This window comes from Streptomyces collinus (assembly GCF_031348265.1).
GTDB lineage: Bacteria > Actinomycetota > Actinomycetes > Streptomycetales > Streptomycetaceae > Streptomyces > Streptomyces collinus.
The window spans coordinates 6,650,421-6,674,707 of sequence record NZ_CP133771.1 but is presented as its reverse complement, the minus strand read 5'-3'; the positions used below and the strand labels follow the sequence as shown (position 1 = coordinate 6,674,707).

Annotated in this window: 19 protein-coding genes and 1 pseudogene; 9 read left to right on the top strand and 11 right to left on the bottom strand. The window is 72.9% G+C overall.

Going from position 1 to position 24,287, the window contains the following annotated elements:
- Positions 1-54: 54 nt before the first annotated feature.
- Positions 55-1,230, bottom strand: a complete 1,176-nt coding sequence (locus RFN52_RS30425; RefSeq protein ID WP_184850894.1) for an acyl-CoA dehydrogenase family protein — start codon at positions 1,228-1,230, stop codon at positions 55-57.
- A 246-nt stretch (positions 1,231-1,476) separates the two neighbouring features.
- Between RFN52_RS30425 and RFN52_RS30420 the strand changes: the two genes are divergently transcribed.
- The 5 genes from RFN52_RS30420 (at position 1,477) to RFN52_RS30400 (ending at position 5,996) form a co-directional block, all read left to right on the top strand.
- Positions 1,477-2,064 (top strand): maleylpyruvate isomerase N-terminal domain-containing protein, encoded by a 588-nt coding sequence (locus RFN52_RS30420; RefSeq protein WP_184850892.1) that lies wholly within the window; start codon positions 1,477-1,479, stop codon positions 2,062-2,064.
- A 271-nt stretch (positions 2,065-2,335) separates the two neighbouring features.
- The gene (locus tag RFN52_RS30415; protein ID WP_184850889.1) at positions 2,336-2,716 is read left to right on the top strand and encodes a YybH family protein; all 381 of its coding nucleotides are present in this window, start codon (positions 2,336-2,338) and stop codon (positions 2,714-2,716) included.
- Positions 2,717-2,824: 108 nt separating this feature from the next.
- The gene (locus RFN52_RS30410; RefSeq protein ID WP_311241088.1) at positions 2,825-4,249 is read left to right on the top strand and encodes a flavin monoamine oxidase family protein; all 1,425 of its coding nucleotides are present in this window, start codon (positions 2,825-2,827) and stop codon (positions 4,247-4,249) included.
- 47 nt (positions 4,250-4,296) lie between these two features.
- Positions 4,297-4,746 carry a YybH family protein gene (locus RFN52_RS30405; RefSeq protein WP_107459991.1) on the top strand — a complete coding sequence of 150 codons (450 nt, stop codon included), beginning with the start codon at positions 4,297-4,299 and terminating at the stop codon, positions 4,744-4,746.
- 56 nt (positions 4,747-4,802) lie between these two features.
- Positions 4,803-5,996 carry an acyl-CoA dehydrogenase family protein gene (locus tag RFN52_RS30400; RefSeq protein ID WP_373308633.1) on the top strand — a complete coding sequence of 398 codons (1,194 nt, stop codon included), beginning with the start codon at positions 4,803-4,805 and terminating at the stop codon, positions 5,994-5,996.
- Between the two features lie 183 nt (positions 5,997-6,179).
- Here the strand turns inward: RFN52_RS30400 and RFN52_RS30395 are convergent, their stop codons facing one another.
- The gene (locus RFN52_RS30395) at positions 6,180-6,725 is read right to left on the bottom strand and encodes a flavin reductase family protein (RefSeq protein ID WP_184850883.1); all 546 of its coding nucleotides are present in this window, start codon (positions 6,723-6,725) and stop codon (positions 6,180-6,182) included.
- A 188-nt stretch (positions 6,726-6,913) separates the two neighbouring features.
- Between RFN52_RS30395 and RFN52_RS30390 the strand changes: the two genes are divergently transcribed.
- Complete coding sequence (locus tag RFN52_RS30390; protein ID WP_184850881.1) at positions 6,914-8,515, top strand: aspartate aminotransferase family protein; 1,602 nt, start codon at positions 6,914-6,916, stop codon at positions 8,513-8,515.
- A gap of 188 nt (positions 8,516-8,703) precedes the next feature.
- On the top strand, positions 8,704-11,331 hold the full coding sequence (locus tag RFN52_RS30385; protein ID WP_184850879.1) for an ATP-binding protein: 2,628 nt from the start codon (positions 8,704-8,706) through the stop codon (positions 11,329-11,331).
- Here the strand turns inward: RFN52_RS30385 and RFN52_RS30380 are convergent.
- From RFN52_RS30380 to RFN52_RS30365, 4 genes are all read right to left on the bottom strand, one after another.
- The gene (locus tag RFN52_RS30380) at positions 11,284-11,877 is read right to left on the bottom strand and encodes a hypothetical protein (protein ID WP_184850877.1); all 594 of its coding nucleotides are present in this window, start codon (positions 11,875-11,877) and stop codon (positions 11,284-11,286) included. The two genes, RFN52_RS30385 and RFN52_RS30380, sit on opposite strands and share 48 nt — an antisense overlap.
- A 418-nt stretch (positions 11,878-12,295) precedes the next feature.
- Positions 12,296-15,073, bottom strand: a complete 2,778-nt coding sequence (locus RFN52_RS30375; RefSeq protein ID WP_184850875.1) for an AfsR/SARP family transcriptional regulator — start codon at positions 15,071-15,073, stop codon at positions 12,296-12,298.
- Between the two features lie 2 nt (positions 15,074-15,075).
- Positions 15,076-15,879, bottom strand: a complete 804-nt coding sequence (locus tag RFN52_RS30370; protein WP_184850873.1) for a thioesterase II family protein — start codon at positions 15,877-15,879, stop codon at positions 15,076-15,078.
- A complete protein-coding gene (locus RFN52_RS30365) occupies positions 15,822-16,496 on the bottom strand; it encodes an NADPH-dependent FMN reductase (RefSeq protein WP_184850871.1) in 675 nt (224 codons plus the stop codon). The genes RFN52_RS30370 and RFN52_RS30365 overlap by 58 nt, the downstream gene beginning before the upstream one ends.
- A 175-nt stretch (positions 16,497-16,671) precedes the next feature.
- On the opposite strand from RFN52_RS30365, the gene RFN52_RS30360 reads away from it, so the two are divergent.
- The gene (locus tag RFN52_RS30360) at positions 16,672-19,908 is read left to right on the top strand and encodes an AfsR/SARP family transcriptional regulator (protein ID WP_184850869.1); all 3,237 of its coding nucleotides are present in this window, start codon (positions 16,672-16,674) and stop codon (positions 19,906-19,908) included.
- Between the two features lie 111 nt (positions 19,909-20,019).
- On the opposite strand, the gene RFN52_RS30355 is transcribed toward RFN52_RS30360, so the two are convergent.
- From RFN52_RS30355 to RFN52_RS30345, 3 genes and pseudogenes are all read right to left on the bottom strand, one after another.
- The gene (locus tag RFN52_RS30355; protein ID WP_184850867.1) at positions 20,020-20,853 is read right to left on the bottom strand and encodes an SDR family NAD(P)-dependent oxidoreductase; all 834 of its coding nucleotides are present in this window, start codon (positions 20,851-20,853) and stop codon (positions 20,020-20,022) included.
- Between the two features lie 99 nt (positions 20,854-20,952).
- Positions 20,953-21,588 carry a 4-carboxy-4-hydroxy-2-oxoadipate aldolase/oxaloacetate decarboxylase gene (locus RFN52_RS30350; RefSeq protein ID WP_184854084.1) on the bottom strand — a complete coding sequence of 212 codons (636 nt, stop codon included), beginning with the start codon at positions 21,586-21,588 and terminating at the stop codon, positions 20,953-20,955.
- A gap of 82 nt (positions 21,589-21,670) precedes the next feature.
- Positions 21,671-22,443, bottom strand: a pseudogene (locus RFN52_RS30345) (aminotransferase class I/II-fold pyridoxal phosphate-dependent enzyme); the annotation flags it as partial.
- A gap of 33 nt (positions 22,444-22,476) precedes the next feature.
- Between RFN52_RS30345 and RFN52_RS30340 the strand changes: the two are divergent.
- Positions 22,477-22,749, top strand: coding sequence for a DUF3253 domain-containing protein (locus RFN52_RS30340; RefSeq protein ID WP_184850865.1), 273 nt, complete (start codon positions 22,477-22,479; stop codon positions 22,747-22,749).
- 218 nt (positions 22,750-22,967) lie between these two features.
- Here RFN52_RS30340 and RFN52_RS30335 read toward each other — a convergent pair whose 3' ends face one another.
- Positions 22,968-23,288: a Beta-galactosidase C-terminal domain gene (locus RFN52_RS30335; RefSeq protein ID WP_311241087.1), complete on the bottom strand. Its 321-nt coding sequence runs from the start codon at positions 23,286-23,288 to the stop codon at positions 22,968-22,970.
- Positions 23,289-23,645: 357 nt separating this feature from the next.
- Positions 23,646-24,206, bottom strand: a complete 561-nt coding sequence (locus tag RFN52_RS30330) for a TetR/AcrR family transcriptional regulator (protein ID WP_184850860.1) — start codon at positions 24,204-24,206, stop codon at positions 23,646-23,648.
- Positions 24,207-24,287 lie beyond the last annotated feature (81 nt).

Genomic DNA, 24,287 nt, shown 5'->3' with positions numbered 1-24,287 from the left:
GTGCGGTCCGGCACGCGGGGCGCGCCGGTGAAAGAGGGAGTCCGGGGCGTCGACTCAGAGGAAGACGGTGCCGGGCTCCAGGCCGACCAGGACGCGGCCCTGGAGTTCGAGGTTGACGTCGGCATTGGCGAGGGCGTGCAGCGAGAAGCCCTGGATGTCGCGGTGGAAGCGCTGCAGGTGGACGTCGCGCCGGATGACGGAGCCGCCGCTGGCGTTGTGGAGGATCTCCACGGCCTCCTTGGCCAGTTGGGCGGCGAAGCCGGTCTGGCCGCGCACGATCGCCTTCTCGGCGTCGGTGGGCTGCTCGCCGGCGTCGGCGCGCTCCTGGAGGAGGGTGAGCCAGCGGGCCGACAGGGCCTCGGCGGCGTCGATCTTGTTGGCGGCCGTGGCGACCTGGATCTGGGTGAGCGGGTGCAGCTTCTGGTCGGTCCAGTCGGTGTAGGTGATGCCGCGTCCGGGGAGCCGCTCCAGGAACAGTTCGTAGGCGCCGCGGGCGATGCCGATGAACACGGCGGCGCACTCGGCCATGACGAAGCTGAGCAGGCCGTAGTTGCGGCCGGTGGCGCCCGTGTTGGAGCGGTCGCCGGTCGCGCTGACCATGACCTCCTCGAAGGACACGGCGTGGTGGGCCGGTACGAAGACGTCCTCGGCGACCGCGGTGGCACTGCCGGTGGCGGCGCCGGCCGAGACGTCCCAGTCGTCGACGATCCTGAGGTCGGACATGGGGACGAGGGCCATGATCTCGCCCTCGGTGCCGTCCGGGTTGCGCACCATCGCGGCGGTGAAGTCCCAGTCGGCGCCCTTGCAGCCGGTGTTGAACTTCCAGGTGCCGTTGAGGCGGTAACCGCCTTCGACGGGGACCGCGACACCGGTCGGGGCGAACGCGCTGGAGATCTTGACGGAGCCGGACGCGAAGACCTCCTCCTGGGCCCGGTCGGGGTAGAGGGTCGCCGTCCAGGTGCTCGTCACCCACACCATCGTCACCCAGGCGGCGGCCGGGCAGCCGCGGCCGATCTCGGTGATGACCCGGGCCTGGTCGGCGAGCGGCAGGTCGAGCCCGCCGAACCGGCGCGGCACGGCCATGCGGAACACCCCGGCCTTCTCCAGGAGTTCGATGCTCTCGTCGAGCAGCCAGCCCCGGTCCTCGGCGGCGCGGCCGTTCTCGCGCAGGGTCGGGACGATGCTGTCCACGGCTTCCAGTACGGCTGCCAGGTCGTCGTTCGTGGCCATTTCCGGCTCCTCGATTGTGATTCCAACTGCCGGTCGAGAGGCGCGAGAACCCAACGCTCCCCGGCAGTTCGAAACCTTACTGAAGGGGTCGGAGAAATGAGTAAGAGCACACCCATCGCCCGGTCATCACCCCCACACCGCCGGAAAGAACAGGGCACTTGACGCGCCATTACCACGCAATTACCGGACAGTGACCGGGAAATGATCGGACGGTGCTCGCAGCGGCCCGTGTGGGAACATCCCAGCATGACTCTTTCATGGCCCGAACTCGTACGGACTGCGGCCGAGGACACCACCTCCGCACTCGAAAAGGGAGCCGATCAGAACTGGCGCGGAAAGGCGGGTGATCTGGACTGGAGCTGTCGGGAAACCCTTTCGCACATCGCGCTCGGGGTCGTGGGGTACGCCGGCCTGCTCATCGCCCGCCCCACCGACCGCTACATCACCCTGTTCTCCTCGATCGACGGTCACGCCCCGGTCCCGGCCGCGCTGGAGGGCATCCGGATCGCCGGCACCCTGCTCGCCGGCACCGTCCGCGACACCCCGCCGGAGGTCCGCGCCTGGCACCCGTACGGGCACTCCGACGCGGCCGGCTTCGCCGCGATGGGCGTGCTCGAACTCGTCGTCCACGGACGGGACATCGCGCAGGCCGTAGGCGTGGAGTACACGCCCTCGGACGCCCTGGCGGCGCCCGTGGTGGAGCGGCTCTTCCCCGACGCGCCCACCGGCCACTCCCCCGCCGACACCCTGCTGTGGTGCACGGGACGCGCCGCGCTGCCCGGGCTGCCCCGCCGCGGCGCCTGGCGCTGGGACGGCCGGGTGCGCCAGGCCTGAGGCCGCCCCCGCACTCTCCCCGCTCCCCGGACCACCTGCCGCCGGGCGACTGCACCCAGTCGCCCGGCGGCACTGTCATGTCGCGCCCTGCCCGCCGGAGACCACGGCATTACCGCAGCGTGGCTGGAACGTTGAACCCGCCCGAATAGTGTCGGCCACGGAATGCACGAGCACCCGCACTGTTCGTGCAGACACCCGCATGGAACGTTCCTTTCTCCTGAACGTTCCCCCCAAACGTCTCTCCAGCCAAGAAGGCAGGTTGATTTCCGCCATGTCCGAGCTCGTCGCGGAACTGGAAAACCACACCGCCCGCTATGTCGAGGCCGTCAACGCCGGCGACTTCGAGACGGTCGAGAAGTTCTACACCGCCGACGCGGTCGCCGTCTGGGAACCGGGCAAGCCGCTCAGCGGTGACGAACGCCGGAAGTACCAGCGGGAATTCCTTCAGGCCGGTCCGCGTATGGCGGCCAAGCCCCGGCAGGTGTTCGTGACCGGCGAGACCGCTCTGATGATCGTCGACTGGACGATCGACATCACCGGCGCCGACGGCACCACCGATCACCTGGCCGGCGTCGGGGTGGACGTGCTGACCCGGGGCGAGGACGGCGTGTGGCGCTACGCCATCGACGACCCGTTCGGCCAGGCGAGCTGACCGGCGCGAGCGCCGCGGCACGCAGAACCGAAAGCACCTTGGCCCATGAGTGACATGCCGGTTCCGCACGGCGGGCCCGCACCGAGTACACGGGGGACACACAGCACCATGCACACCACCGGACCCATCAGCGGGCGGCGGCCCACCCGCCGCACCCTGCTCAAGGCGGCCGGGGCGGCCGCCGTCACGGCACCCGCCCTGGCCGCGGTCGCCCCGGCGGCCTCCGCCGCCACCGTCGGCGCAGCGGCCGACTGGGACGTCATCGTCATCGGCGCCGGATTCGCGGGCATCACCGCGGCCCGCGAACTGCGCGCCCGCGGCAAGCGGGTGCTCGTCCTGGAGGCCCGCGACCGCATCGGCGGCCGCACCTGGACGGACACCTACGGCGGTCAGCTGATCGAGCGCGGCGGGACCTGGGTCGAGCCGACCCAGCCCTACCTCGGCGCCGAACTCACGCGCTACAAGCTGGCGCTGGAGGAGGACGAGCCGATCTCGACCACGTGGCTGCCGACGCCGAAGGGCCCGCGGCAGTTCACGCCCGAGGACGGGTTCGGCCGGATGGGCACCGTCTTCGAGCGCATGTTCGACGGCACGCGGACGTACTTCGAGAAGCCGTTCCAGCCCCTGCACCGGGCCGACCTGCTGCAGAGCCTGGACAAGCTGACGCTGCGCGACCGCCTGACCCAGCTCGCCCTCACGCCCGAGGAGGAACTCCTCGTCAACGGGCAGACCGCGGTCTACGCAGGCGGATCGAGCACGGCCGGCGCCTTCACGATGTTCGCCCACTGGTGGGCCCTGGCCGGCCACACCAACGCGGGCTGGAACGACACCATGCGCTGGCGCATCGCCAAGGGCACCAAGGCCCTGCTCCAGGCGATGGTCGACGAGGCCAAGCCGACGATCAAGCTCAGCTCGCCGGTCGCCTCGGTGAACGACACCGGATCCCTGGTGTACGTCACCACCACCTCCGGCACCCGCTACAGCGCCACCGCGGTCGTGGTCGCGATGCCGGTCAACGCCCTGAGCACGGTCAAGTTCAGCCCGTCCCTGCCCGCTGCGCTCACCACCGCGACGAGCCAGGGCATCGCCGTGACGAACGCGGTCAAGCTGTGGATCCACGCCCGCAAGGGAGCCGGCCGCGTCTACGGCCAGGGCGCCGAGGGCGGCTCACCGATCCCCATGCTGCTGCCGTTCAAGGAAACCTCCGAAGGCATGCTCTACGTCGCCTTCAGCACCGATCCCGGACTCGATCCGACGAACACCGCCCAGGTGAAGAAGGCCGTGCAGCAGCTCGGCGTGAACCTGGACGTCATCGGTGTCAAGGCCCACGACTGGGGCCGTGACCCCTACGCGCGCGGCGGCTGGGCGTTCCGCAAGCCGAAGCAGCTCACCACGCTCTACCCGGAGGTCACCTTCACCAGCGGGCGGCTCTCCTTCGCCAGCGGCGACATAGCCAACGGCTGGAGCGGCTACATCGACGGCGCCATCGAGTCCGGTCTGCGTGCCGCCCGGCAGGCAGCGGGCGAGGAATGACCACCGAGGCATCACCCACCCACCCCCCGGAAGGGAACCGCATCCCCATGTCAGCAACGCCGGCCACGTCCGCCACGTCCTTCACCGTCCCCTTCGACCCGGAACGGCCCGACCTCACCGCCGACACCGACATCCAGAACGAGATCTTCATCCAGGTCTTCAACTCGGGTGACGGCGAGCTGTTCAACCGCCTCTACCTCGACGACTCGATATCGAACTTCTCCGGCGAGCCCCTGACGGGCGCCGACCGGCTGGCGTTCTTCAAGGAGTTCCTGGCCTCGAAGCCCACCCTGGAAGCGCGCGTCACCCACTCGTACGTGGCCGGGGACGTGGCGCTGATCGGCGTCGAGTACGCCATCGACAGCACCGGCCCGGACGGTGAGCCGGTACGGCTGGAGGGCGTCTGCACCGATGTGCTCCGCAAGACCGAGGACGGCCGCTGGCTGATGGCCATCGACCGCCCGGTGGCCGCGACGGGTCTCGTCGCCGACCAGTGAGCCCCGCGAGCCCCCCTGGCGCGCCAGGGGGGCTCCGCCGTGCCGGATAGACCCCGATGGTCCGAGGAGAGACAGTGACCGACCAGGAAGCCCTGGCGTCCGTGCTGGACGCCGTACGCGATGCCGTCCCGACCCTGCGCGCGAACGGCGCGGAGGCGGAGGAACGCCGATGGGTCCCCGACGAGAACATTCAACTGCTGGACAAGGCCGGGGTGTTCCGCGCCGCGGTGCCCGCCGCGCACGGCGGGCTCGACCTGGGCGTGGCCGACCAGTTCAAGGTCATCGCCGAGGTCGCGCGCGGCTGCCCGTCCACCGGCTGGCTGACCATGGTGTGGCTCACCAGCACCTGGTGCGCCTCCCTCTACCCCGACCGGGCGCAGAAGGAGGTGTTCGAAGGCGGCAGCACCCGGGTGTCCATCGTCTTCGCCCCGACCGGCACCCTCACCCCCGTCGACGGCGGATACCGCCTCAACGGCACGTGGCGCTACAACTCCGGTGTGCTGGGCGCCGACTGGGATCTGCTCGCCGCGATGGTGGAGCGCCCCGACGGGAGTCACGAGGAGCTCGTCGCGCTGGTCCCGGTCTCCGAGCTGGAGGTCACCGACGACTGGCACGTCAGCGCGGGAGCCGCCACCGGCAGCTGCACCACCACCGCCGAGGACGTGTTCGTGCCCGCGCACCGCGTGGTCTCCCTGGAGGAGGCCATGGTCAGCGCGACCGGTGACCGTGAGAACACCGGCGCCACCGGCCGCAACTACGGCCTGCTCGGCTACGTCCTGTCGGGCGTGACGGCGGCGTTCACCGGCATCGCCCGCGGCGCCTACGAGCTGTTCCTGGAGCGCCTGCCGGGCCGGGGCATCACCTACACCGACTGGACCGACCAGAAGCTGCACCCGCTGACGCAGATCCAGGTCGCCACGGCCGCCAACAAGATCGACGCCGCCGAAGGCCTGGCGGACCTGTGCCTGGAGGTCCTGCAGACCCGGGCCGACGCCGGCGAGCAGCCCACCGACGAGGAGAAGGCCGTGATCCGCGGCCGGACGGCGTACGCGGCACAGCTCGCCAAGGAGGCCGTCGAGCTGCTGTACGCGGCGAGCGGCGGCTCGGTCATCCGGCGCGAGGTCGCCCTGCAACGGTTCCACCGCGACATCCAGGGCTTCTCGCTGCACGCGCTGGTCCAGCGGGACGCCAACCTGGAGGTTCAGGGGCGGGTCCTGGTCGGCATGGACCCGGGCACGTACTTCCTGTGACGGGCGGCCTCCCGCGGCGGCGGGAGGCCGTGACACGCAAGAGGGCGGCACCACCGGAGGGTGGTGCCGCCCTTCCGCGTCCGCCGGGCCCGGCCGCGGTCAGCGGTCCGGGCCTGTCAGGAGACGGTGCGGGTCAGGGGGCCGGCCCGGTCAGGGGCGACGCGGGCCAGGGCGCGGTGCCGGTCAGGGGGCGGTGGCCGGCTTCCCGAAGCGGCCGTTGACGAAGAGCAGCCCGTCACTGGTCGCACCCTCGCCCGCCGCCAGTACGGTGCCGATGAAGATGGTGTGGTCACCGAACGCGTGCGACTCGGTCAGCTCGCACTCCAGCCACGCCACCGAGTCGTCGAGCAGCGGCGCCCCCGTGTGCTCGCCCGCACGCCAGTCGACGCGTTCGAACTGGGCGGCACCCAGGGTGCGGCTCTTGTCGGCGAAGTGCCGGGCGAGCGGCTCCTGGTGGGCGCCGAGTATGTTCACGGCGAAACGCCCGGCCCCGGTGAGCGCACCGTGCATGACGGCACTGTGGCCGACGCTGCACAGCACCGACGGGGGGTCGAGGGAGACCGAGCTGAAGGCGTTCGCCGTCATGGCGTGCAGGTGCTCCCCGCCCACGGTAAGGACCGTGACACCGGTGGCGAAACGGGACATCACCCCGCGCAACCGGTCCGGGCGCACCGGCGGGTGACCGGCACGCACGGCAGCGTGATCGAGTTCGGCGGACGCGGAATTCATGCCACTCTCCGATGGGTCACGGGACACGTCTGTGCCGTCCGCACGGAAGGGGCAGCCGGCGCAATCAACGTAACCGCGGCGTCTCGCGGTTCCTTCATGCCCGGGTAACCGGTGGGCCTTCTGTGACCGGGCGTCACCGATGACCTTTCAATGACCGGATGTTTACCCGGTCATCGGATTCTGAGGACATGACTCAGACCTCCGCCGCAGCCGCGGAACGCGAACTCGCCGAGCCCTATCTGCGCCAGGTACTCGACACCGCGGGGCTGGCGGTGGAATACGTGCGCGCCGAAGGAAACACCCTGTACGTACGGGACGACGACGGCGCCGAGTTCCCGGTGGCCGACTTCGCGGGCGGTTACGGCTCGGTGCTGCTCGGCCATCACCACCCGGAGATCACCGCGTACGCCCGGCAGTTGCTCGCCGAACATACACCGATCCACGCCCAGTTCTCGCGCCACCCGTACGCCAACCGGCTCGCCGCCGAACTGAACCGCATCATCGCGCGTGAACTCGCCGATGACGAGCCTTATTACGCCATCTTCGGCAACAGTGGCGCGGAAGCGGTGGAAGCCGCCGTGAAACACGCCGAGCTGGACCGGGGCATGCGTGTGTCCGAACTGCTCGGCTCCGTAGACGCCGGGCTCGCCGCGGCACGCGCCGCGGTGGCCGACGGGTCCGCCACCGTCCACGGGGAGGCGGCCGCCCGTCTCGGGGTCGCCCTCGCCGCCGACGGCGACGAGGCTGTGCGCCTGCTGGAGGCGGCGATCAGGCGCCGCAACGACGAGATCGTCGCGTCCCCGCCGCTGTTCCTCGCCCTGGAGGGAGGCTTCCACGGCAAACTCGCCGGAAGTGTGCAGCTCACCCACAACGAGGGCTACCGGCTGCCCTTCAAGTCGCTCGGCGCGCAGGCACGGTTCGTCCCGCAGGACAGCCCCGAGGACCTGAACGCCGTCCACGCGCGGGAACGCCGGGTCCTGCTCGGCCTGACGACGGAGAACGGCAGGGTCACGGTGACGGAGCACGAGTTCCCCGTGTTCTGCGCCTTCCTCGTCGAGCCCGTCCAGGGAGAGGGCGGGATCCGCGTGCTGTCCCGCGCGTTCGCCCGGGAGATCCAGGACTTCTGCGCCCGGATCGACTGCCCCGTCGTCGTCGACGAGATCCAGAGCGGAATGGGCCGTACCGGCGCGCTGCTCGCCAGTTCCCGGATCGGCCTGCGCGGTGACTACTACACCCTGGCCAAAACGCTCGGCGGGGGCATCGCGAAGGCGTCCGTGATGCTGGTGCGCGAGAAGCGCTACCGCCGGGACTTCGAAATTGTGCACAGTTCAACTTTTGCGAAGGACAGCTTCTCCTCCCACATCGCCCTGAAGGTTCTCGAACTGCTGGAGCGGGACGGCGGCGCGGCCTACCGCCGGGCGGAGGAACGCGGAGCGGCACTGCGCTCGAAACTCGACGCCCTGCGGGCGGAATTCCCCGACGTGGTGGCGGACGTGCGCGGACACGGGCTGATGCAGGGCCTGGAATTCCACGACCAGTCCGAGGCCTCCTCACCGGAACTGCGTCAGATCGCGGCGAGCGGCCTCTTCGGCTACTTCCTCGCAGGCCATCTGCTGCGCCGGCACCGGGTGCGGACGTTCCCGACGGCCAGCGCGGTCGGCACGTTGCGCTTCGAACCCTCGATTTATGTCACAGACTCCGAACTCGGTCAGTTGTATGCCGGACTGCACGATGTGTGCACACTGTTGCGCAAGCAGGCCGGCGACGAACTCACCGCCGCGGGCCGCTGATCCACCCCTGGATCCGCCGTCTCCCCCCACCGGCGGACCCCCAGGGCATTCCGGCGAGGCGCCGGCCGTGACCGGGCCGGCGCCACGGCCGGGAGCAGTACGGGCAGCAGGCCGCGATGACATCCCGTCAGGCGGCACGCCGGTCCCGGGAAACGCAGCACGCCGGAGCAAGCGAGACGGGGGAGTTCATGCAGTTCCGCTTACTGGGGCCACTGGAAGTCGAGCCGGCGGGGGGACCGCCGGGCAGCCTGGTGGACCTGGGCGGGCACCGGCAGCGCGCCGTGCTGGCGTATCTCCTGCTGCACGCGAACCAGGTGGTGTCCACCAGCCAGATGCTGTCCGCCCTGTGGGCCGACGACAACGCGCCCATGACCGCGCGCAAGATCCTGCAGAACGCCGTCTGGAAGCTGCGCGGCGTCCTGTCCCGGCCGCCGCGGACCGAGCAGAGCCCCGAGCTGCTGACCCGCGCGCCCGGCTACCTGTTGCGTGTGCCCCAGCAGCGCGTCGACCTGCTCGACTACCGGCAGCGGGTGACGACGGGCCGTGCCGCCCTGGCGGCGGGCGAGGTGGAACGGGCCCGCCGCTCCCTCGGCGCGGCCCTGGCGTTGTGGCGCGGGCCCGTCCTCTCCGACCTCGTGGAGGAAGGTGTCTGCTGGCCGGAGCTGACGGCCCTGCAGAACCGCCGCCTCGACGTCATGGAGGACCACTTCGAGGCCGCCCTCGCCTGCGGCCGGCACCAGCTGGTGCTGCCCGATCTGGAGAGCCTGGTGGCCGCCGAGCCGCTGCGGGAACGCGCCTCGGGGCAGCTGATGGTGGCTCTGTACCGCTGCGGGCGGCAGGCCGAGGCGCTGGCGGTGTTCGGCCGGGTCCGCACGGCGCTCGTGGAGGGGCTCGGGCTGGAGCCGGGACGCGAACTGCACCGGTTGCAGCAGGCGATCCTGACTCAGGACCCGTCGCTGGAAGCGCCTCGCACGGCGGGCGACCAGGAGCCGGCGAACCTCTCCCCGGCTCCCCGGCCCGCGCCGTCCCCGCCCCTGCCCGCCGCCGCCCTCGCAGCCGCGGCCTCCGCAGCCGCGGCCTCAGTAGCCGCGTCCGAACCCGGGCCCGGACCCGGACCCACGGCACCAGCAACGGCGTCCACGAGGCCGGCCGCGCCTGCCGTACCGACCGTGCGCACGGGGTCGGACGCACACACCACACCGACTGCACCCACACAGCAGGGCGCACGCACCACCCCGACCGCACCCACACCGCAGGGCGCACGCATCGAGCCGGGCGAACGCGCCGCACCGTCGGCAGCCGGCGACCCAGGCACCCCCATCGCATCGCCCCCGGCCGCTGAACCGGGCACACCCATCACACCGGCCGCGCCCACGGATCCGGGCGCACAAGCAGAGCCGGGCGCACCCACCGCACCGGCCGCACGCGCGATGCGGGCCGCATGCTCCGATCCGCCCGCGCGCGGCGGGCCGGCCGGCCCGGTCACCCCCGCCGCCAAGGTCTCCTCCCCCGGCAGCCGAGAGTCCCGTACCGCCAGCGTGGTCATCTTCCGCTTCGGGCTCGGCGCGGAGCTGGGGCGGGTGCTGGCCGAGGACCGGGACCGGGTGGTCGACGCGCTGACCCAGATCGCCCGGGAGAAGACCGAACTCCACGGCGGCCGGGTGACGGCCGTACTCGGCTCGACGGTGCTCTCCGTGTTCGCCGAGGGGACCGACCCGGCCGACAGCGCCGAGCGCGCGGTCCGCACCGCTGCCGCCGTCCGCGACAGCCTCAGCGTCCCCACCGGCACGCTCGCGCCGCCGCAGGCCGCCGTGCGCGGCCTCACCGTGCACGCGGCCGTGGCGTCCGGGGAGGCCCTGCTGCCCCGGACGCCCGCGGACGACCCGCCGCCGCTGTGGAGCGGCGGGAGGCTCGTCGACACCTGCCGGACGATGCTGGCGCACGTACAGGCCGGGGAGATCCACGTCTGCGAGGAGACCCACCGGCAGGTCGAGCGGGTGGCGACGTTCCGGCGGGCCTGCGCGTCGGCCCTCGCCCCGTGGGAACTGCACGCCCTGCACGACGACGTCACGGACCTGGCGTGGGCGCCGCCCGGCGGCGGTGCCCACGTCGGCGAGCTGGAGCTGATGCAGCACACCCTAATGCACTCCCGCCAGCGCTCGACGGCGCATCTGATCACCCTGATCGAAGGGTCCGGCCGGGCCAGGACGCGCCTGCTGATGGAGTTCCAGCGCCGGGTCGAGGAGAGCCACGGCGGCCCCGTACGGGTGCTGGCCGGCACGGTTCCGGCGCCGCACACCGCCTCCGCGCTGTCGGTGCCGGCGGAGATCCTGGCCGCCTATTGCGGCATCGACCCCAGCACCCCGGAGCCCTACGCCCTGGCGCGGCTGCGGGCCACGCTGCACCGTTTCGGCGGTGACGCGGCAGCCGGAGCGGATCTGTACGCGCCCCTGGCCCGGCTGCTGTCACCGCGGCGTGCGGCGCACGAGCGGGAGCAGCCCGGCGAGATGCTCCGGGCCTGGGGGGCGTTCCTGGCGCGAGCGGCGCGCGAGCAGCCGCTGGTGCTGATCTGGGACGACCTCCAGCACGCCGACGACGCGCTGCTGGACATGGTGGAGCGGCTGACGCAGACCCATGCGGGACTGCCGCTGCTCATCGTCGTCGGCGCGGACTCCCGGCTGCCGGACCGCCGGCCGGGATGGGCCACCGCGCATCCGCGCACGGTGACCCTCAGTCTCAGCCCGGAGACGGGCGACGCCCTGGACCGGCTACTGGAGTCTCTGCTTCCGCCGGTCCGGGAGTCCGAGGTCGCCTGAGCGCGTCCCGCCCGTGCCGGTGAGGCGTATGGCACGGGCGAGGGCGCCCAGGGCCCGGGTGCCGTCCGCGGAGTCCTCGGGCAGGACGTCCGCGGCCGATTCGACCAGCAGGGGCCCCGCCAGTGCCGCCCACGGGGCCGCCACTCCCCCGCCGGCCGGGCCGGCGGGCCCGTCCGCGCCGAGCACCCGCCGCGCCCATGCGGTCATCCGGGCGCGATCCGCCGCGGTGACGCCCGGGACGGCCCGGAGCCCGGCGCCGAAGCGGGCGAGTATCTCCCCGGCGTGCTCGGCGAGCAGGGCGTCCCGCGGCGCCGCCGTGTGCCCGGGCGGGCGGGCGAGGGGCTGGGAGTCGTCCGGCCGCGCGGGCCGGGCGTCCCGGGGGCGGCCGGCCCGGCTCAGTCCTTCGTGCAGGGCCGCGGCGAACTGGGTGCCCACGAAGACGGCCAGCGGGGTGTCCATCTCGCCGGGGGCGGATGCCTGCCCGGGGCGGGACGAGGGGTGCGCGGGGCGGCGCGTGCGCGGGGTGCGTGGGGCTGCGATGTCCATGCGGACAGCACATCAAGTCCCGTCCACGAGCCACCCATTCGCGACTCCTCGCCCCGGTCATCACACGGCCCCGCCCGAACGGCACCCGCCCGACGGACCGACCGTCACACACCCTGCCGCCGGACACGGCACCGGACCGGACGGGCCGCCACACACCCTGCCGCCGGGGACACGGCACAGGACCGGACGGGCCGTCACACACCCTGCCGCCGGAGACGGCACAGGACCGGACCGGCGGTCACACACCCCATCACCCGAGACGACACCCGACTGACCGCGCCCCCACCCGGCCCATCACCGAAGACGACACCCCACGCCCCCACCACACGGCCCATCACCGGAGACGACACCCACCGACCCCGCCGCCACACAGCCCATCACCCGACACAACACCCCACTGGCCCCACCGACCCCGCCATCACACGGCCCGTCGCCCGGGACCGGCCTCGACCGGCTCGGCGCCCTTGCCCCGGAACCCGGCGTGGATCCGGCCGGACGGCCTCGGCCGCTCCTCCTGCCGGCGCGGGCGGCAGTCCGGGAAGGGCAGCGTGCGCCGCGGCAGCGGAGCGGCGGCCGGCTCACGCAGGCGCGACAGGGTCAGCCGGCTGGCGTGCTCGCAGCCGCTGCCCCAGATGGGCCGCCGGCGCAGCAGGTCGGAGTGGCCGCACGCGACGACCAGCAGCGCCCCGGTGCCGGCGCCGCCCAGGCTCTCCGCCCAGTCCAGCACCACGTCGTCGGCGAGGTGCAGGTCGTCCAGGCAGAGGACTACGGGGCGGTGGTGTGCCTCGTGCTCGATCACCTCGCCCCAGGCGGCGAGGAGGTCGGCCCCGGTCCCGGGCAGCCCTGGATGGGGCGCGGGGCACAGCACGCGCAGCAGCCGCGCGGCGTCCACGTCGGAGTCGACGGCGGAGCGGACCACGGCTCGGAGCCGCTGCTCGGGCGAGTCGTGCCGCGCCCCGTGCGGCGGCGCCCAGGCGTCCAGCAGTGCGGCTGCGACGGCGACGGCGTCCTGGCCGCCCTGCGGGGGGCTCGGCCGCAGGACCCGCACCGCGTCACCGTCGCCCACGACGCTGCGCTCGAACCGGGCGAGCAGGTGGGTCTTGCCGACCCCGTGATCGCCGAGCACGGTCAGCATGGAGGGCACGTCGTGGTGGCGGGAGTACTCCAGCAGGTTTCCCAGCAGGGCGAGTTCGGGCCGGCGCGCGGTGTCGGTGCCGTGCCCGGCGGGCTCCTCCGTGCGCAGGGCCAGGGCCCTGCGGATGCCGAGGGCGCCGTCGGAGGCGTGGACGGTCTCGTCGTAGCCCACCCACGTGCCGGTGTCGCCGGCCACGTCCTCGCTCACGAACAACTCGCCCTCCGGGACGCCGGAGAGCAGTGCGTGCGCCTTGTCGAGCAGGGTGCCCACCACCGAGACGGCGGCCGTCGGGTCGTGCGGGTCGTGCCGCACGATCGCCTTGCCGGAGATCACCACGGCGCGCATCACCATGCCTGCCCGGGCCGCCAGGCGTTCACGGGCCGCGAAGGCCGCGCGCACCGCGTTCAGCGACGCTTCGGGGCGCTCGGACCGCAGCCCGAACAGGGCGGCGCACAGCCCGCCCATGGAGCCGACGACCGTCCCCGAGCGGCTCTCGACGCTCTCGGTGAGCACGGTGACCGCGTCGTGCAGGGAGGTGTCCAGCTGTTCGCTCCCCATGGCCGCCGCGTCCCCGGCGGACTCTGTGCACACCACGAGCACGCACACGTCCCGCCGCTCGGCGACCGCGCCTCCCCCGGTGACGCCGAAGCCCGTTGCCGCCCCCGGCCGTTCACCCCTCTCGCCTCTCTCCGCCCTCTCCACGACGCCGTACGAGGCCGCGTCGCCCGTGCCCGAAACGGCCCCGGCGATCGACGTCGAGGAAGCCCGGGGGATCGACGCCCCGCGCACCAGGTCGCCGCCCTCGGGGACGCCGTACGAGGACAGCCCGGCCGAACGATCGCCCCCGCCCACCCGGCCGTACGAGGACGCCCCACTCGCACCGCCGCCCCCCGCCGCGACACCGTACGAGGACGCCCTTCCCGGACGGCTCTCTCCTTCCGCGGTTCCGAAGGACGCCCGTCCGCTCAGCCGACCGCCACCCGCGGCGGCGCTCCCGGAGGACGCCCCCGCGTGCGACAGGTCGGCGCCCTCCGCGCCACCGGCGGACAGCGGCATGCGCAGCCGGTCACCCGTCTGCGCGCCACCGACGGTCAACGGCAGGCGTGTCCGGTCGTCGGCCCCCGCGAGCGCGGGTGCACGCAGGGGTTCCGGCGGCGTGACATCCGGCCCGGCGGGGCCCGGGTGGTGGGCGGTGCCCCGGACCGGTGCCCGCGCTGGGTCCGTCTCCGGGACCGTGTGCCACCGCGGTGCGCCCGTCTCGGCGTTGCCCGGCTCCGCGCGGGCCTCCGTGGGACAGGCCAGTGCCTGGTCGTGGCGCAGGATGCGGTGCTGCAGCGTCTGCAGGGCGGCGGACGGTTCCAGGCCGTACTCCTCGACCAGGGCCTGCCGCACCCTGCTGAACACACTCAGGGCCTCCGCCTGCCGACCGCAGCGGTACAGGGCGAGCATCAGCTGCCCGCAGAGCCGCTCCCGCAGGGGCTCGGCCTCGGCGAGCGAGGTGAGTTCGCCCAGCACGGCATGGTGCCGTCCGCACGCCAGCTCCGCCTCGAAGCGGTCCTCCATGGCGTCGAGCCGCAGCTGCCGCAGCGCCGTCAGCTCGGCCCACTCCACGCCCTGTTCGGCGAGATCCGACAGGGCCGAGCCGCGCCACTCCCCGAGGGCCTCCCCCAGCAACTCGGCGGCCTCGGCCGCCTCCTGGGCGTCCAGGCGCGCCCGGCCCGCGGCGACGGCGCGTTCGAAGCGGGTCGCATCGAGCTGCTCGGGATCGACGCGCAGGATGTAGCCCGGCGCCCGGGTGAGCAGCTGCGGCGGCTCGTGCCCTTCGCCGTCGCCGCTCTCCAGCAGGGCGCGCAGCCCCCATACGGCGTTCTGCACCATCTTGCGTGCCGTGACCGGCCGCGCGTCCTCGGGCCACAGGGCGTCGAGGAGCTGGCTGGTGGCGACCACCTGGTTCGCGTGGAGGAGCAGCAGTCCGAGCACCGCCCGCTGTTTGACGCCGCCCAGCGGCAGACTCCGTCCGCCGCTCACCACCTCCAGCGGCCCGAGAACCTTGAACTCCACGCCTACCCCCGTACGTCGGACACCGGTGTTCGGTCATGGCAGGCGCCGTTGCCCGCCCGGGCGGCGCTCACCGAGCGGACGCCGCGCAGTACCACCTCGGCCACGTCATCGAGCCGCTGGTCCCCATAGAAGTGACCGCCGGGAAAGACCCGCACCTCGGTCGCGGCGCGGGTGAACGCGCGCCAGCCCGCCGCCTCCTCGACGGAGACGACCGGGTCGGCGTCGCCGCACAGCACGGTGACCGGCATGTGCAGCGGCTCCCGGGGCGTCCAGGAGTACGCGGCGAGTGCCGCGTAGTCGGCCCGCAGAGCCGGCAGCACCATTGCCACCAGCTCGGGGTCGTCGAACAGGGCCACGCCGGTCCCGCCGAGCCTGCGTACGGCGGCCAGGATCGCTTCGTCGTCCGGCAGCACGTCGTGCGGACTGCGCCGCGGCCCGGGTGCTCCCCGGGCCGACAGGAAGAGCCGGCGGGGTGCCGGGGCCCCGCGCTCCTCCAGGAGCCGGGCGGTCTCGTACGCCACCAGCGCGCCCATGCTGTGGCCGAAGAACGCGAAGGGCGCGGCCGTCTCCCCGTCCGCCAGCTTCCCGGCGATCACGGCGGCGAGTTCCCCGATGTCCGCCATGGGTGTCTCCAGCCGGCGGTCCTGCCGGCCGGGGTACTGCACGGCCAGCACCTCGACGTGCGGTCGGAGCCGCCGGGACAGCGGCTGGTACGCGCTGGCCGCGCCCCCGGCGTGCGGGAAGCAGATCAGTTTGAGAGCGTCGGGCTCGGGATCGCCGAAACGTCGGAACCACTGGCCGTCCATGGCGCGTTGCGCTCCTGTCTGTTCGTCTGAGGTACGGGGTAGCCGCGTTCCGCCCGGGCCCGGTGCAGTACACCGGCCCACCAGCTGAGGCGGTCGAACATCAGCCGGGCCGACACGTGCCAGTCGTCACAGGCGGCCAGGGTGCCGTCGGGCCCGAGCCGCTCCCAGTAGTTGTGGAAACTCACGGTCTCGTTCACCGGGACGGCGTGGACCTCGCCGAAGACCTGGCGCAGGGCCGCCACCGCACACAGTCCGCTGGAGGCGCCGCCGTAGGAGAGGAACCCGACGGGTTTGGCGTGCCACTCTTCGTCGTACCAGTCGATCGCGTTCTTCAGGGACGCCGGGAACGTCTGGTTGTGCTCGGGGGTGACCACGACGAACGCGTCGGCCGCCTCCAGCCAGGGAGCGAGGTCCTTGACGGCCTGGGGCCGGGGCGCCGTGGGGTCGGCGGACATCACGTCGGGCAGCCAGGCCGTGGCCAGGTCTATGACGTCGACGTCGAAGTCGGGCCGCAACCGGGCCCGGGAGGCCAGCCATTCCGCCGCGACGTGCCCGAACCGGCCCTTCCTGATGCTGCCGATGATGATCGCCAGCCGCAGTCGCTCATTCTCGGCCACCTGCCCCCGACCTCCGCTCCCCCGCCGAAACCGCATTCCTCGGGGAACCCTGGCATATGCCCCTTCGGATTCGCTTCGGACGACTTCGGAAACGCTGCGGAAACGCCCTGCGCAGCGGTGGCCGAGGCCTTGTCGTCGCCGGTCACGCCGGTCGTCGGGCGGTTACGCTGAGATCATGGAATTCGGGGTACTGGGGCCGCTGGAGGTGCGCACGGACGAGAGTCGTGTCGTGCGGGTACCCGAAGTCAAGGTGCGTATGCTCCTCGCCGATCTGCTCGCCCACCACGGGCAGGTCGTCCCGGCGGCGCGGCTCATCGAGGACCTGTGGGGCGGCTCGACGTTCACGGCCCGGCCGACGGCGTCGCTCCAGGCCAAAGTCTCCCAGTTACGGCGCGCGTTGGAGGACGCGGAGACGGGCGGCCGCGAACTGATCGCGCACCGGCCGCCCGGGTACGTCCTGGACGTCCCGGCCGGAGCCCTCGACGCCGGACGGTTCCGCGAACTGGTCGCACGTGCCCGGTCCGGCGAGGACCCGGTGACGCGGGCCGCGCTCTATACCGAGGCGCTGGCGCTGTGGCGCGGCCCCGCCTTCGCCGAGTTCGCGGACCAGCCGTCCGTGCGGCCGACGGCGGCCAGCCTGGAGGAGGAGCGGCTGACGGCGGTGGAGGAACACGCCACCGTGCGGCTGGAGTTGGGCGAGCACAGCCTGCTGGTGGGCGAGCTGACGGAGCTGGTGGCGCAGCATCCGCTGCGCGAGGGGCTGCGGGGCGCGCTGATGTGGGCGCTGTACCAGGCGGGGCGCTCCTCCGACGCGCTCGACTGCTTCAACGACCTGCGACGCAGGCTGGACGAGGAGCTGGGGCTGACTCCTGGCCCGTCCCTGGAGGCGCTGCAGCAGGCCATCCTGCGCCACGACCCCGTTCTGGCCCGGCCGGAGCCGCCCACGGCGTCCGCCGCCGGTGTGCAGGCGGGGCCGGGGCCGGCCGGGTCGGCCTCGCCCCTGGTGGGCCGCGAGCAGGACGTCCGGGCGATCCGGACCCTGCTCTCGCAGCGCCGCCTGGTGACGCTCACCGGGCCGGGCGGGGTCGGCAAGACGCGCCTCGCCCAGGCCACGGCCCAGAGCCTGGCGGGCGCGTTCGCGGACGGCACCTGGCTGGTGGAACTCGCGGACGCCGGGGGGCTGGAGCGGTTCGCGGGCGCGGAGGCGCTGGCCGAGCAGGTCATGGCGACGCTGGGGATCCGGGAGAGCAGTTCCGACGACGACGCCAAGGGCCCCACGCACCGCCTGGCGAACGCACTGGCCGGCCGGCGTCTGCTGCTCGTCCTGGACAACTGCGAGCACGTCGTGGAGGCCGTCGCGCAACTGGCCGGTCTGCTGCTGAACCGGGCCCCGCAGCTGCACATCCTGACGACCAGCCAGGAGCCGCTGCGCACGCGCGACGAGACGGTGTATCCGGTGGCGCCCCTGTCCCTGCCGCCGTTGGACGGCCCGGACCTCGACGCCCTGACGAGCGCGGGGGCCGTACGCCTCTTCGTCGACCGGACCAGGGCGACGGACCCGGAGTTCGTGCTCGACGCCACCACCGCCCCGCTGGTCGCCGATGTGTGCCGGCGTCTCGACGGCATCCCGCTCGCCCTCGAACTGGCCGCCACCCGCGTGCGATCGCTGGGCATCAGGGAACTGCACGACCGGCTCGACGACCGTTTCAAGGTGCTCAACAGCGGTTACCGCGACGCCCCTTCACGCCACCGGACGCTGCAGGCCACGCTCGACTGGAGCTGGGGCCTGCTCGACGACCGTGAACGGACCGTGCTGCGCCGGCTGTCGGTGTTCGGCGAGGGGTGCGGCCTGCGGGCCGCGGAGGACGTGTGCTCCGGCGGCGGCGTGTCCACCGCCGACGTCCTCGACGCGCTGAGCCTGCTCGTGGAACGCTCGCTGGCCGTCCGCACCGAAGGGCCGCAGGGCCCGCGCTACCGGCTGCTGGAGTCGGTCGCGGTCTACGCGCGTGACAAGCTCGCCGAGTCCGGTGAGCACGCCGGGACCGCCGCCCGGCACCTGCGCCACTGCGTCCGCCTCGCCGAGCGGGCCCGGCCGCATCTGCACGAGCGGGAGCAGTCGCGCTGGTTCCAGTACCTGGACCTGGAGTCGGCCAATGTGCAGCGGGCGCTGGCCGAGGCCGACCGGGCCGGGGCCGCGCAGGAGGCGCTGCGCCTGGTCAACTCGCTGACCTGGTACTGGTACGTCCGCGGCCGGCTGGGCGAGGCCCGCAGGGCGCTGGCGACGGCCCTGGACATGCCCGGTGAGGCCGCGACCGAGGAGCGCGTGGAGGCGGTGTTCTGGTACACCGGCATCCGGCTGCTGCTCGGCGAGCACGACCGGGTGTGCGACGCCCTGGAGGAGTGCCCGCCGGAGTCCACCCTGGAGTCGACCAGGGCCCAGTGGTTCCTGGCGCACGCCCAGTGGACGGTGGGGGCCCTGGTCAAGGGCGAGCAGCGGGTCGAGCGCGTCCTGGTCCGCTTCCGTACCCTGCGCGACGCGTGGGGCACCGCCGCCGCGCTGACCACGCGCGCGTGCTTCGCCCTGGCCCGCGGGGACCTGGAGTCGCTGCGCGGCAACGCCGAGGAGGCCCGCTCCCACTTCGCGGAGCTGGGCGACCTGTGGGGCCGGCTGAAGACGACGGACGTGCTGGGCAGGCTGGCCGAGATCAACGGCGACTACGACCTCGCCGCCCAGCTGCACCGGGAGAGCCTGCGCATCGCCCAGGCCCTGGAGACCTGGCCCGAGATGTCCACGAAACTGTCGGGCCTCGGCAGGATCGCCCTGCTCACCCAGCGCTACGACGAGGCCGACGACCTGCACACGCGCGCCCTGCGGATCGCGGAGGGGCAGGGCAACCAGCCGGCCGAGCAGTTCGCCGCACTGGGCCTCGCCCTGAGCGCCCGCCGCCAGGGCCGCCTCGACGCCGCCGAGGAGTGGCTGCGGCCCTGGCTCGCCTGGAACCGCCGCCGCGGCGACGGCCCGGGACTGGCCCTGGTCCTGGCCGAGCTGGGGTTCATAGCCGAGCAGCGCGGCGACGCCGGGCGGGCGCTGGAGTACCACCGGGACGGCCTCACGGCCGCCGCCACGACCAAGGACCCCCGCTCGGTCGCCCTGGCCCTGGAAGGCCTGGCAGGCGCCTACTCCCTGGCCGCAGCCCCGCACCGCGCGACCCGCCTCCTCGGCACGGCGGCAGCGACCCGCGAACGGGCCGGTGCCCCGCACCCCCCGGCGGAACGGGGAGACGTGGAGCGCATCGCGACCCGCCTGCGCGCCGCGCTGGGCGAGGCGACGTACAGGCGCGAGTTCACCGCCGGTACCCGACGCACCCACGAGGCGGAGGCCCTGGCGGAGACGGGCCCACGGGCACCGTGAGGCCGCGAAGGGTCAGGCCGTCCCAGCCGTTGCCGAGGCTCCCGTCCCCCGACCGTCGTTGAGTACGCCCCCCGCGGCACGGCTGGAGACCAGGTCACAGGGCCGGGCCCGCTACCGGGTGGTGCCGGGCACCTCTCCGTGGCGGGGCGCGACACGGAAGTCGAACGCCAGCGTCCCGGGATCCAGGGCCGTCGCCCCGCCGTCGACGGTGAGCACGGAACCATTGACATAGGACGCCGCCGGGGACAGCAGCCAGCTGATGGCCTCCGCGATCTCACGCGGCTCACCCGGACGCCCCAGGGGAAGAAGTCCGGTCACCTCCTCATAGGCGCCGTCCACGCCCTCACCCCGCAGGTCCGCCTCGGCGGCGAAGCGGGCCATGCGGCGGTCGGCCATCTCGCTTCTCACCCAGCTCGGACACACGATGTTGGCCCGCACCCCCTGACGCCCGTAGTCGACGGCGACGGAACGGCAGAGCTGGAGCAGGGCCGCCTTGGACGTGGCGTACGGGGCGTTGCTCGTACCGTTGCGCAGGGCGGACACCGAAGCGACGGCGACCACCGCCCCTCTCGTCTCCAGCAGGTGCGGGATAGCAGCGCGCAGAAGCAGCAGCGGACCGGTGACGTTGGTGCGCATCACCTCGTCCCAGTCCTCCAACGACAGGTCGCCCACGGACCCGCCGCGCCCGATGCCCGCGTTGAGCACGAGTCCGTCGAGTCGTCCGTACGCGGCCAGGGCCGCCTGGACGAGACCGCCGGCGGCCTCCGGGTCCCTCACATCGGAGGGGTGCGCAAGCACCCCGATCTCCTGTTCGAGCCGTCGCAACGGCTCGCTCCGCCGACCCGACACGACCACGTGGTGACCTCCTTCGCGCAACAGCCGGGCGGTGGCCTCCCCGATTCCCGACCCCCCACCGGTCACGACAACAACTCGTCCGTCAGTCACAGCTGTTCTGGCTCCTTCGAGATCACAAGACGCATCAGAGCGTAGAAGGCCTCGCGCGTCAGCAGCCCCGGTTTGAGCCTTCGCTGCGGCTCAGTTCCCTCACTCCTCGTCGACCACCAGGCCCTTCGCGGCGAGGAGCGGTGCCAGATTGCACAGGTCGATGACGGTCCTGCCCGCCCGGTAGGCGGAGAGGTAGCCCTCCTCGGCCTCGACCCGCTCCCGGGACGCCACCGCCGCTTCCGCGCCGTCCTCGCGGCGCACGACGACGACACCGTCTGCGTCCCCGCGGATCACGTCGCCGGGGCGGACGAGCTGGCCGCCGACGGTCACGGGCTCGCACATGGGCCCGACGGTCTCCTTGACGGTGCCCTTGATCGAGACACTGCGGGAGAAGACCGGGAGGCCTAGGGTCCGCAGGTCCTCGGTGCCCCGGACGCCCGTGTCGGTGACCAGGCCCGCGATCCCCTTGGCCTGGCAGGCGTTGGCGAGGACGTCGCCGAAGGAACCGGCCTCCGGGTAGTCGCCGGCCGACACCACGATGACGTCGCCGGGGCGGGCGTAGGCGATGGCGGTCTGGAGCATCAGGTTGTCGCGTGGGGCGCACTGGACCGTGAAGGCGGGGCCGCACACGGACATGCGGTGGTCGACCGGTTTGATGGCCGAGTCCAGGGCTCCGAGCCGGCCCTGCGCCTCGTGGATGGTCGCCGAGGAGTAGGCACCGAGACGCTCGACCAGTGCGGGGGCGGGCCGCGTGAACTTCTTCGATGAGTTTGACGGTCGTGTCGCGGCGCTCGCGGTAGACGCCGACGGTCTCCCGTACGAACTCCTGCGGCCCCGCCAGTGCCGCCGCGGCCGCCGCCTGGCTGACGGAGGACGGGCAGGAGGAGATCTGGGACTGGAGGCTGTTGATCGCGGTCACCAGGTCGGCGGGGCCCACTCCGTAGCCGATGCGCCAGCCGGTCATGGCGTACGTCTTGGACACGCCGTTGGTGAGGAACGCCCGGTCGGCCAGGCGGGGTTCGACGGCCGCGAGGGACGGGTTGTCGCCGTCGTCGTACCAGATCTCGTCGTAGATCTCGCCGGTGAGGACGCGGACGTGCGGGTGCTCCAGCAACACGTCGGCGAGGGCGCGCAGTTCGCCGGGTGTGTAGGCGGCGCCGGTCGGGTTGCCGGGGGTGTTGAGGACGACCCAGCGGGTCCGGTCGGTGAGGGCCGGGCGCAGGCGGCCGGGGGTCAGCTTGAAGCCGTCCGCCTCGGGGCAGTCGACGATGACGGGGTGCCGTCGTTGGCAAGGACCATGTCGGGATAGGACACCCAGTACGGGGCGGGGACGACGACCTCGTCTCCCGCGTCCAGGGTGGCCATCAGGGCGAGGAAGATGACCTGCTTGGCTCCGCCGCCGACCGTGATCCGGTTGTCCGTGTACTCCAGGCCGTGCCTCTGCCGGAGTTTCCCGGCGATGGCCGCCCGCAGGGCCGGGGTGCCGTTGACGGGCGTGTACCTGGTCTCGCCCGCCTCGATCGCGGCGGCCTTGACACGGCCCACGACCGGACCGTCGCCTCCAAGGTCCTGCTGGACCTGCGGACCCATGCCTGAGCCCTGAACGGTGCCACACTGGATGACATGGCGGAGACGGACCGGCAGCTCACCCGACGACTGGAGCAGGTCATCATGAACCTGCTGGAGCAGCGCGCGGCCACGTCGTCGATCTGCCCGTCCGACGCCGCCCGCGAGGCCTACGAAGGCGACGACGAAGGCTGGCGAGCCCTGATGGAACCGGCCCGCCGAGCGGCCTGGAACCTGACGGCGGCCGGCAAGACCGAGGTGACCCGGGCCGGCCGCCCCGTCACGGAAACCGAGGCGCGCGGCCCCATCCGCATCCGTCGCGCGAGCTGACGGAGACCCCGGCGCCGCTCCTGCCGAACCGCACGGTCAGCGGCTCCTGCCCGCGGGCTCCAGGATCGCCACGCACTCACGTGGTGCGTCATCGAAGTGATGTCGGCCTGAACCAGTCGGGGAACGTCCGGCACCCCCGCTTCGTGCAGCCGTCCGGGCCACGACCGGCTCACCCGTAGGACCCCGCAGCGGACGACGGCCGGAACTCGTCGCCTCACTCACCACCCCGGTCCGGCAACCGGCTCGCGGACGACGGCGACGCCTCCCGCGGGGAGGGTGAACGAGCCCACGACCGGTTTGCCGGTGAGGAGTGCGACCCCGCCGGCGGGGATCTCGGCGCCTCGGCCGGTGTGGTCGATCAGGAAGAGGTAGTCGGCGCCGGTGCCCCGCCGCCGGACCACCTCGACGCCCGCCGGCACCTCACGCTCCGGACGCACGCCCGCCTCCTCGCGGATACGCCCCAGGACGGCGGCCAGGGTGGCGGGGTCCGGGTGGGTGGCGACATCCGGCGAGACACGCCTCCGGAGGAAGGACGCCACTCCATCACCTACTCGGCCATTCGGCCGATGCACGGCCGAGCCGAGGGGTGCGACGCTCCTCCACACGGCGGGCGAGACACGACCTGCATGGGCGGCAGAGGTCCCCATGTCCCCCCCACCCGGCCGGGAGTTCCTCACGGCCCGCTCAGTTCCTGTCGCACCGGGTCCTGAATTTCGGCACCTGCGCGCTGCCGGCCGCCATCGGTGGGGAAGTCCGCCACCGCAAGCGGCCCTTGGCAGTGCTGCACAACCGGGCCCTGACGCAAGTACTGCTGAACGTGGCGCTCTTCCTGCCTTTGGGTAACCACGCCCGGATTCCCGGACCGCCGAGGCGGACGGTCTGCTCACTGCCCTTGTTCAGCCCGCTTCGGTCAAGGCTGCGTGCGCGGCGGCGAGGATCTCCCCGGAAAGCGGGGAGCCCTTGGTGGCACGGGACAGGACCAGCGCACCGAACAGCGTGCAGAGCCGGACGATGCCGTCCTGGTCGTCACCGGCCAGGAATTCGGCGAAGTCGGCGACCCCCTCGGCGTAGACGCGACGGGCCTCGTGCCCCCCGCCCTCGCGCGCGATGTCGGTGGCGAGCGCGGCGACCGGGCAGCCGTCCGCCGGGTCGTCGCGGTGCTCGACGGAGAGGTAGGAGTCGATCAGCGCCTTCTGGGCGGCGGCGCGCTGCCCGCCGTACTGCTCGAGCCCGGCGCTGTGGAGTCGGGCGAGCTCGGCGAAGGCGTGGGCGGTGGCCTCGTCGACGAGCGCCTCCTTGGAGGCGAACTGCTTGTAGAAGGCGCCGTGCGTCAGACCGGCCGCCTTCATCAGGTCGGCGACGCTGACCTGCGTGCCCTGCTCGCGGAACAGCCGGGACGCGGTGTCCACCACCCGCCTGCGATTCTCCTCCGCCTGTGCCTGCGATACGCGGCCCATGACCATCTCCCATTTGGATGTCGACTGGCATCTATCATAGACTCGTGTTTAGATTGCACTCATAATCTAAACCCTTGAGGG

Coding starts and splice junctions, on each gene's coding strand:
- RFN52_RS30425 (WP_184850894.1), bottom strand. CDS start 1,230: ATGGCCACGAACGACGACCTGGCAGCCGTACTGGAAGCCGTGGACAGC.
- RFN52_RS30340 (WP_184850865.1), top strand. CDS start 22,477: ATGGCGGAGACGGACCGGCAGCTCACCCGACGACTGGAGCAGGTCATC.
- RFN52_RS30370 (WP_184850873.1), bottom strand. CDS start 15,879: ATGGACGGCCAGTGGTTCCGACGTTTCGGCGATCCCGAGCCCGACGCT.
- RFN52_RS30330 (WP_184850860.1), bottom strand. CDS start 24,206: ATGGGCCGCGTATCGCAGGCACAGGCGGAGGAGAATCGCAGGCGGGTG.
- RFN52_RS30380 (WP_184850877.1), bottom strand. CDS start 11,877: ATGGACATCGCAGCCCCACGCACCCCGCGCACGCGCCGCCCCGCGCAC.
- RFN52_RS30415 (WP_184850889.1), top strand. CDS start 2,336: ATGTCCGAGCTCGTCGCGGAACTGGAAAACCACACCGCCCGCTATGTC.
- RFN52_RS30400 (WP_373308633.1), top strand. CDS start 4,803: ATGGTCCGAGGAGAGACAGTGACCGACCAGGAAGCCCTGGCGTCCGTG.
- RFN52_RS30420 (WP_184850892.1), top strand. CDS start 1,477: ATGACTCTTTCATGGCCCGAACTCGTACGGACTGCGGCCGAGGACACC.
- RFN52_RS30390 (WP_184850881.1), top strand. CDS start 6,914: ATGACTCAGACCTCCGCCGCAGCCGCGGAACGCGAACTCGCCGAGCCC.
- RFN52_RS30405 (WP_107459991.1), top strand. CDS start 4,297: ATGTCAGCAACGCCGGCCACGTCCGCCACGTCCTTCACCGTCCCCTTC.
- RFN52_RS30395 (WP_184850883.1), bottom strand. CDS start 6,725: ATGAATTCCGCGTCCGCCGAACTCGATCACGCTGCCGTGCGTGCCGGT.
- RFN52_RS30410 (WP_311241088.1), top strand. CDS start 2,825: ATGCACACCACCGGACCCATCAGCGGGCGGCGGCCCACCCGCCGCACC.
- RFN52_RS30385 (WP_184850879.1), top strand. CDS start 8,704: ATGCAGTTCCGCTTACTGGGGCCACTGGAAGTCGAGCCGGCGGGGGGA.
- RFN52_RS30360 (WP_184850869.1), top strand. CDS start 16,672: ATGGAATTCGGGGTACTGGGGCCGCTGGAGGTGCGCACGGACGAGAGT.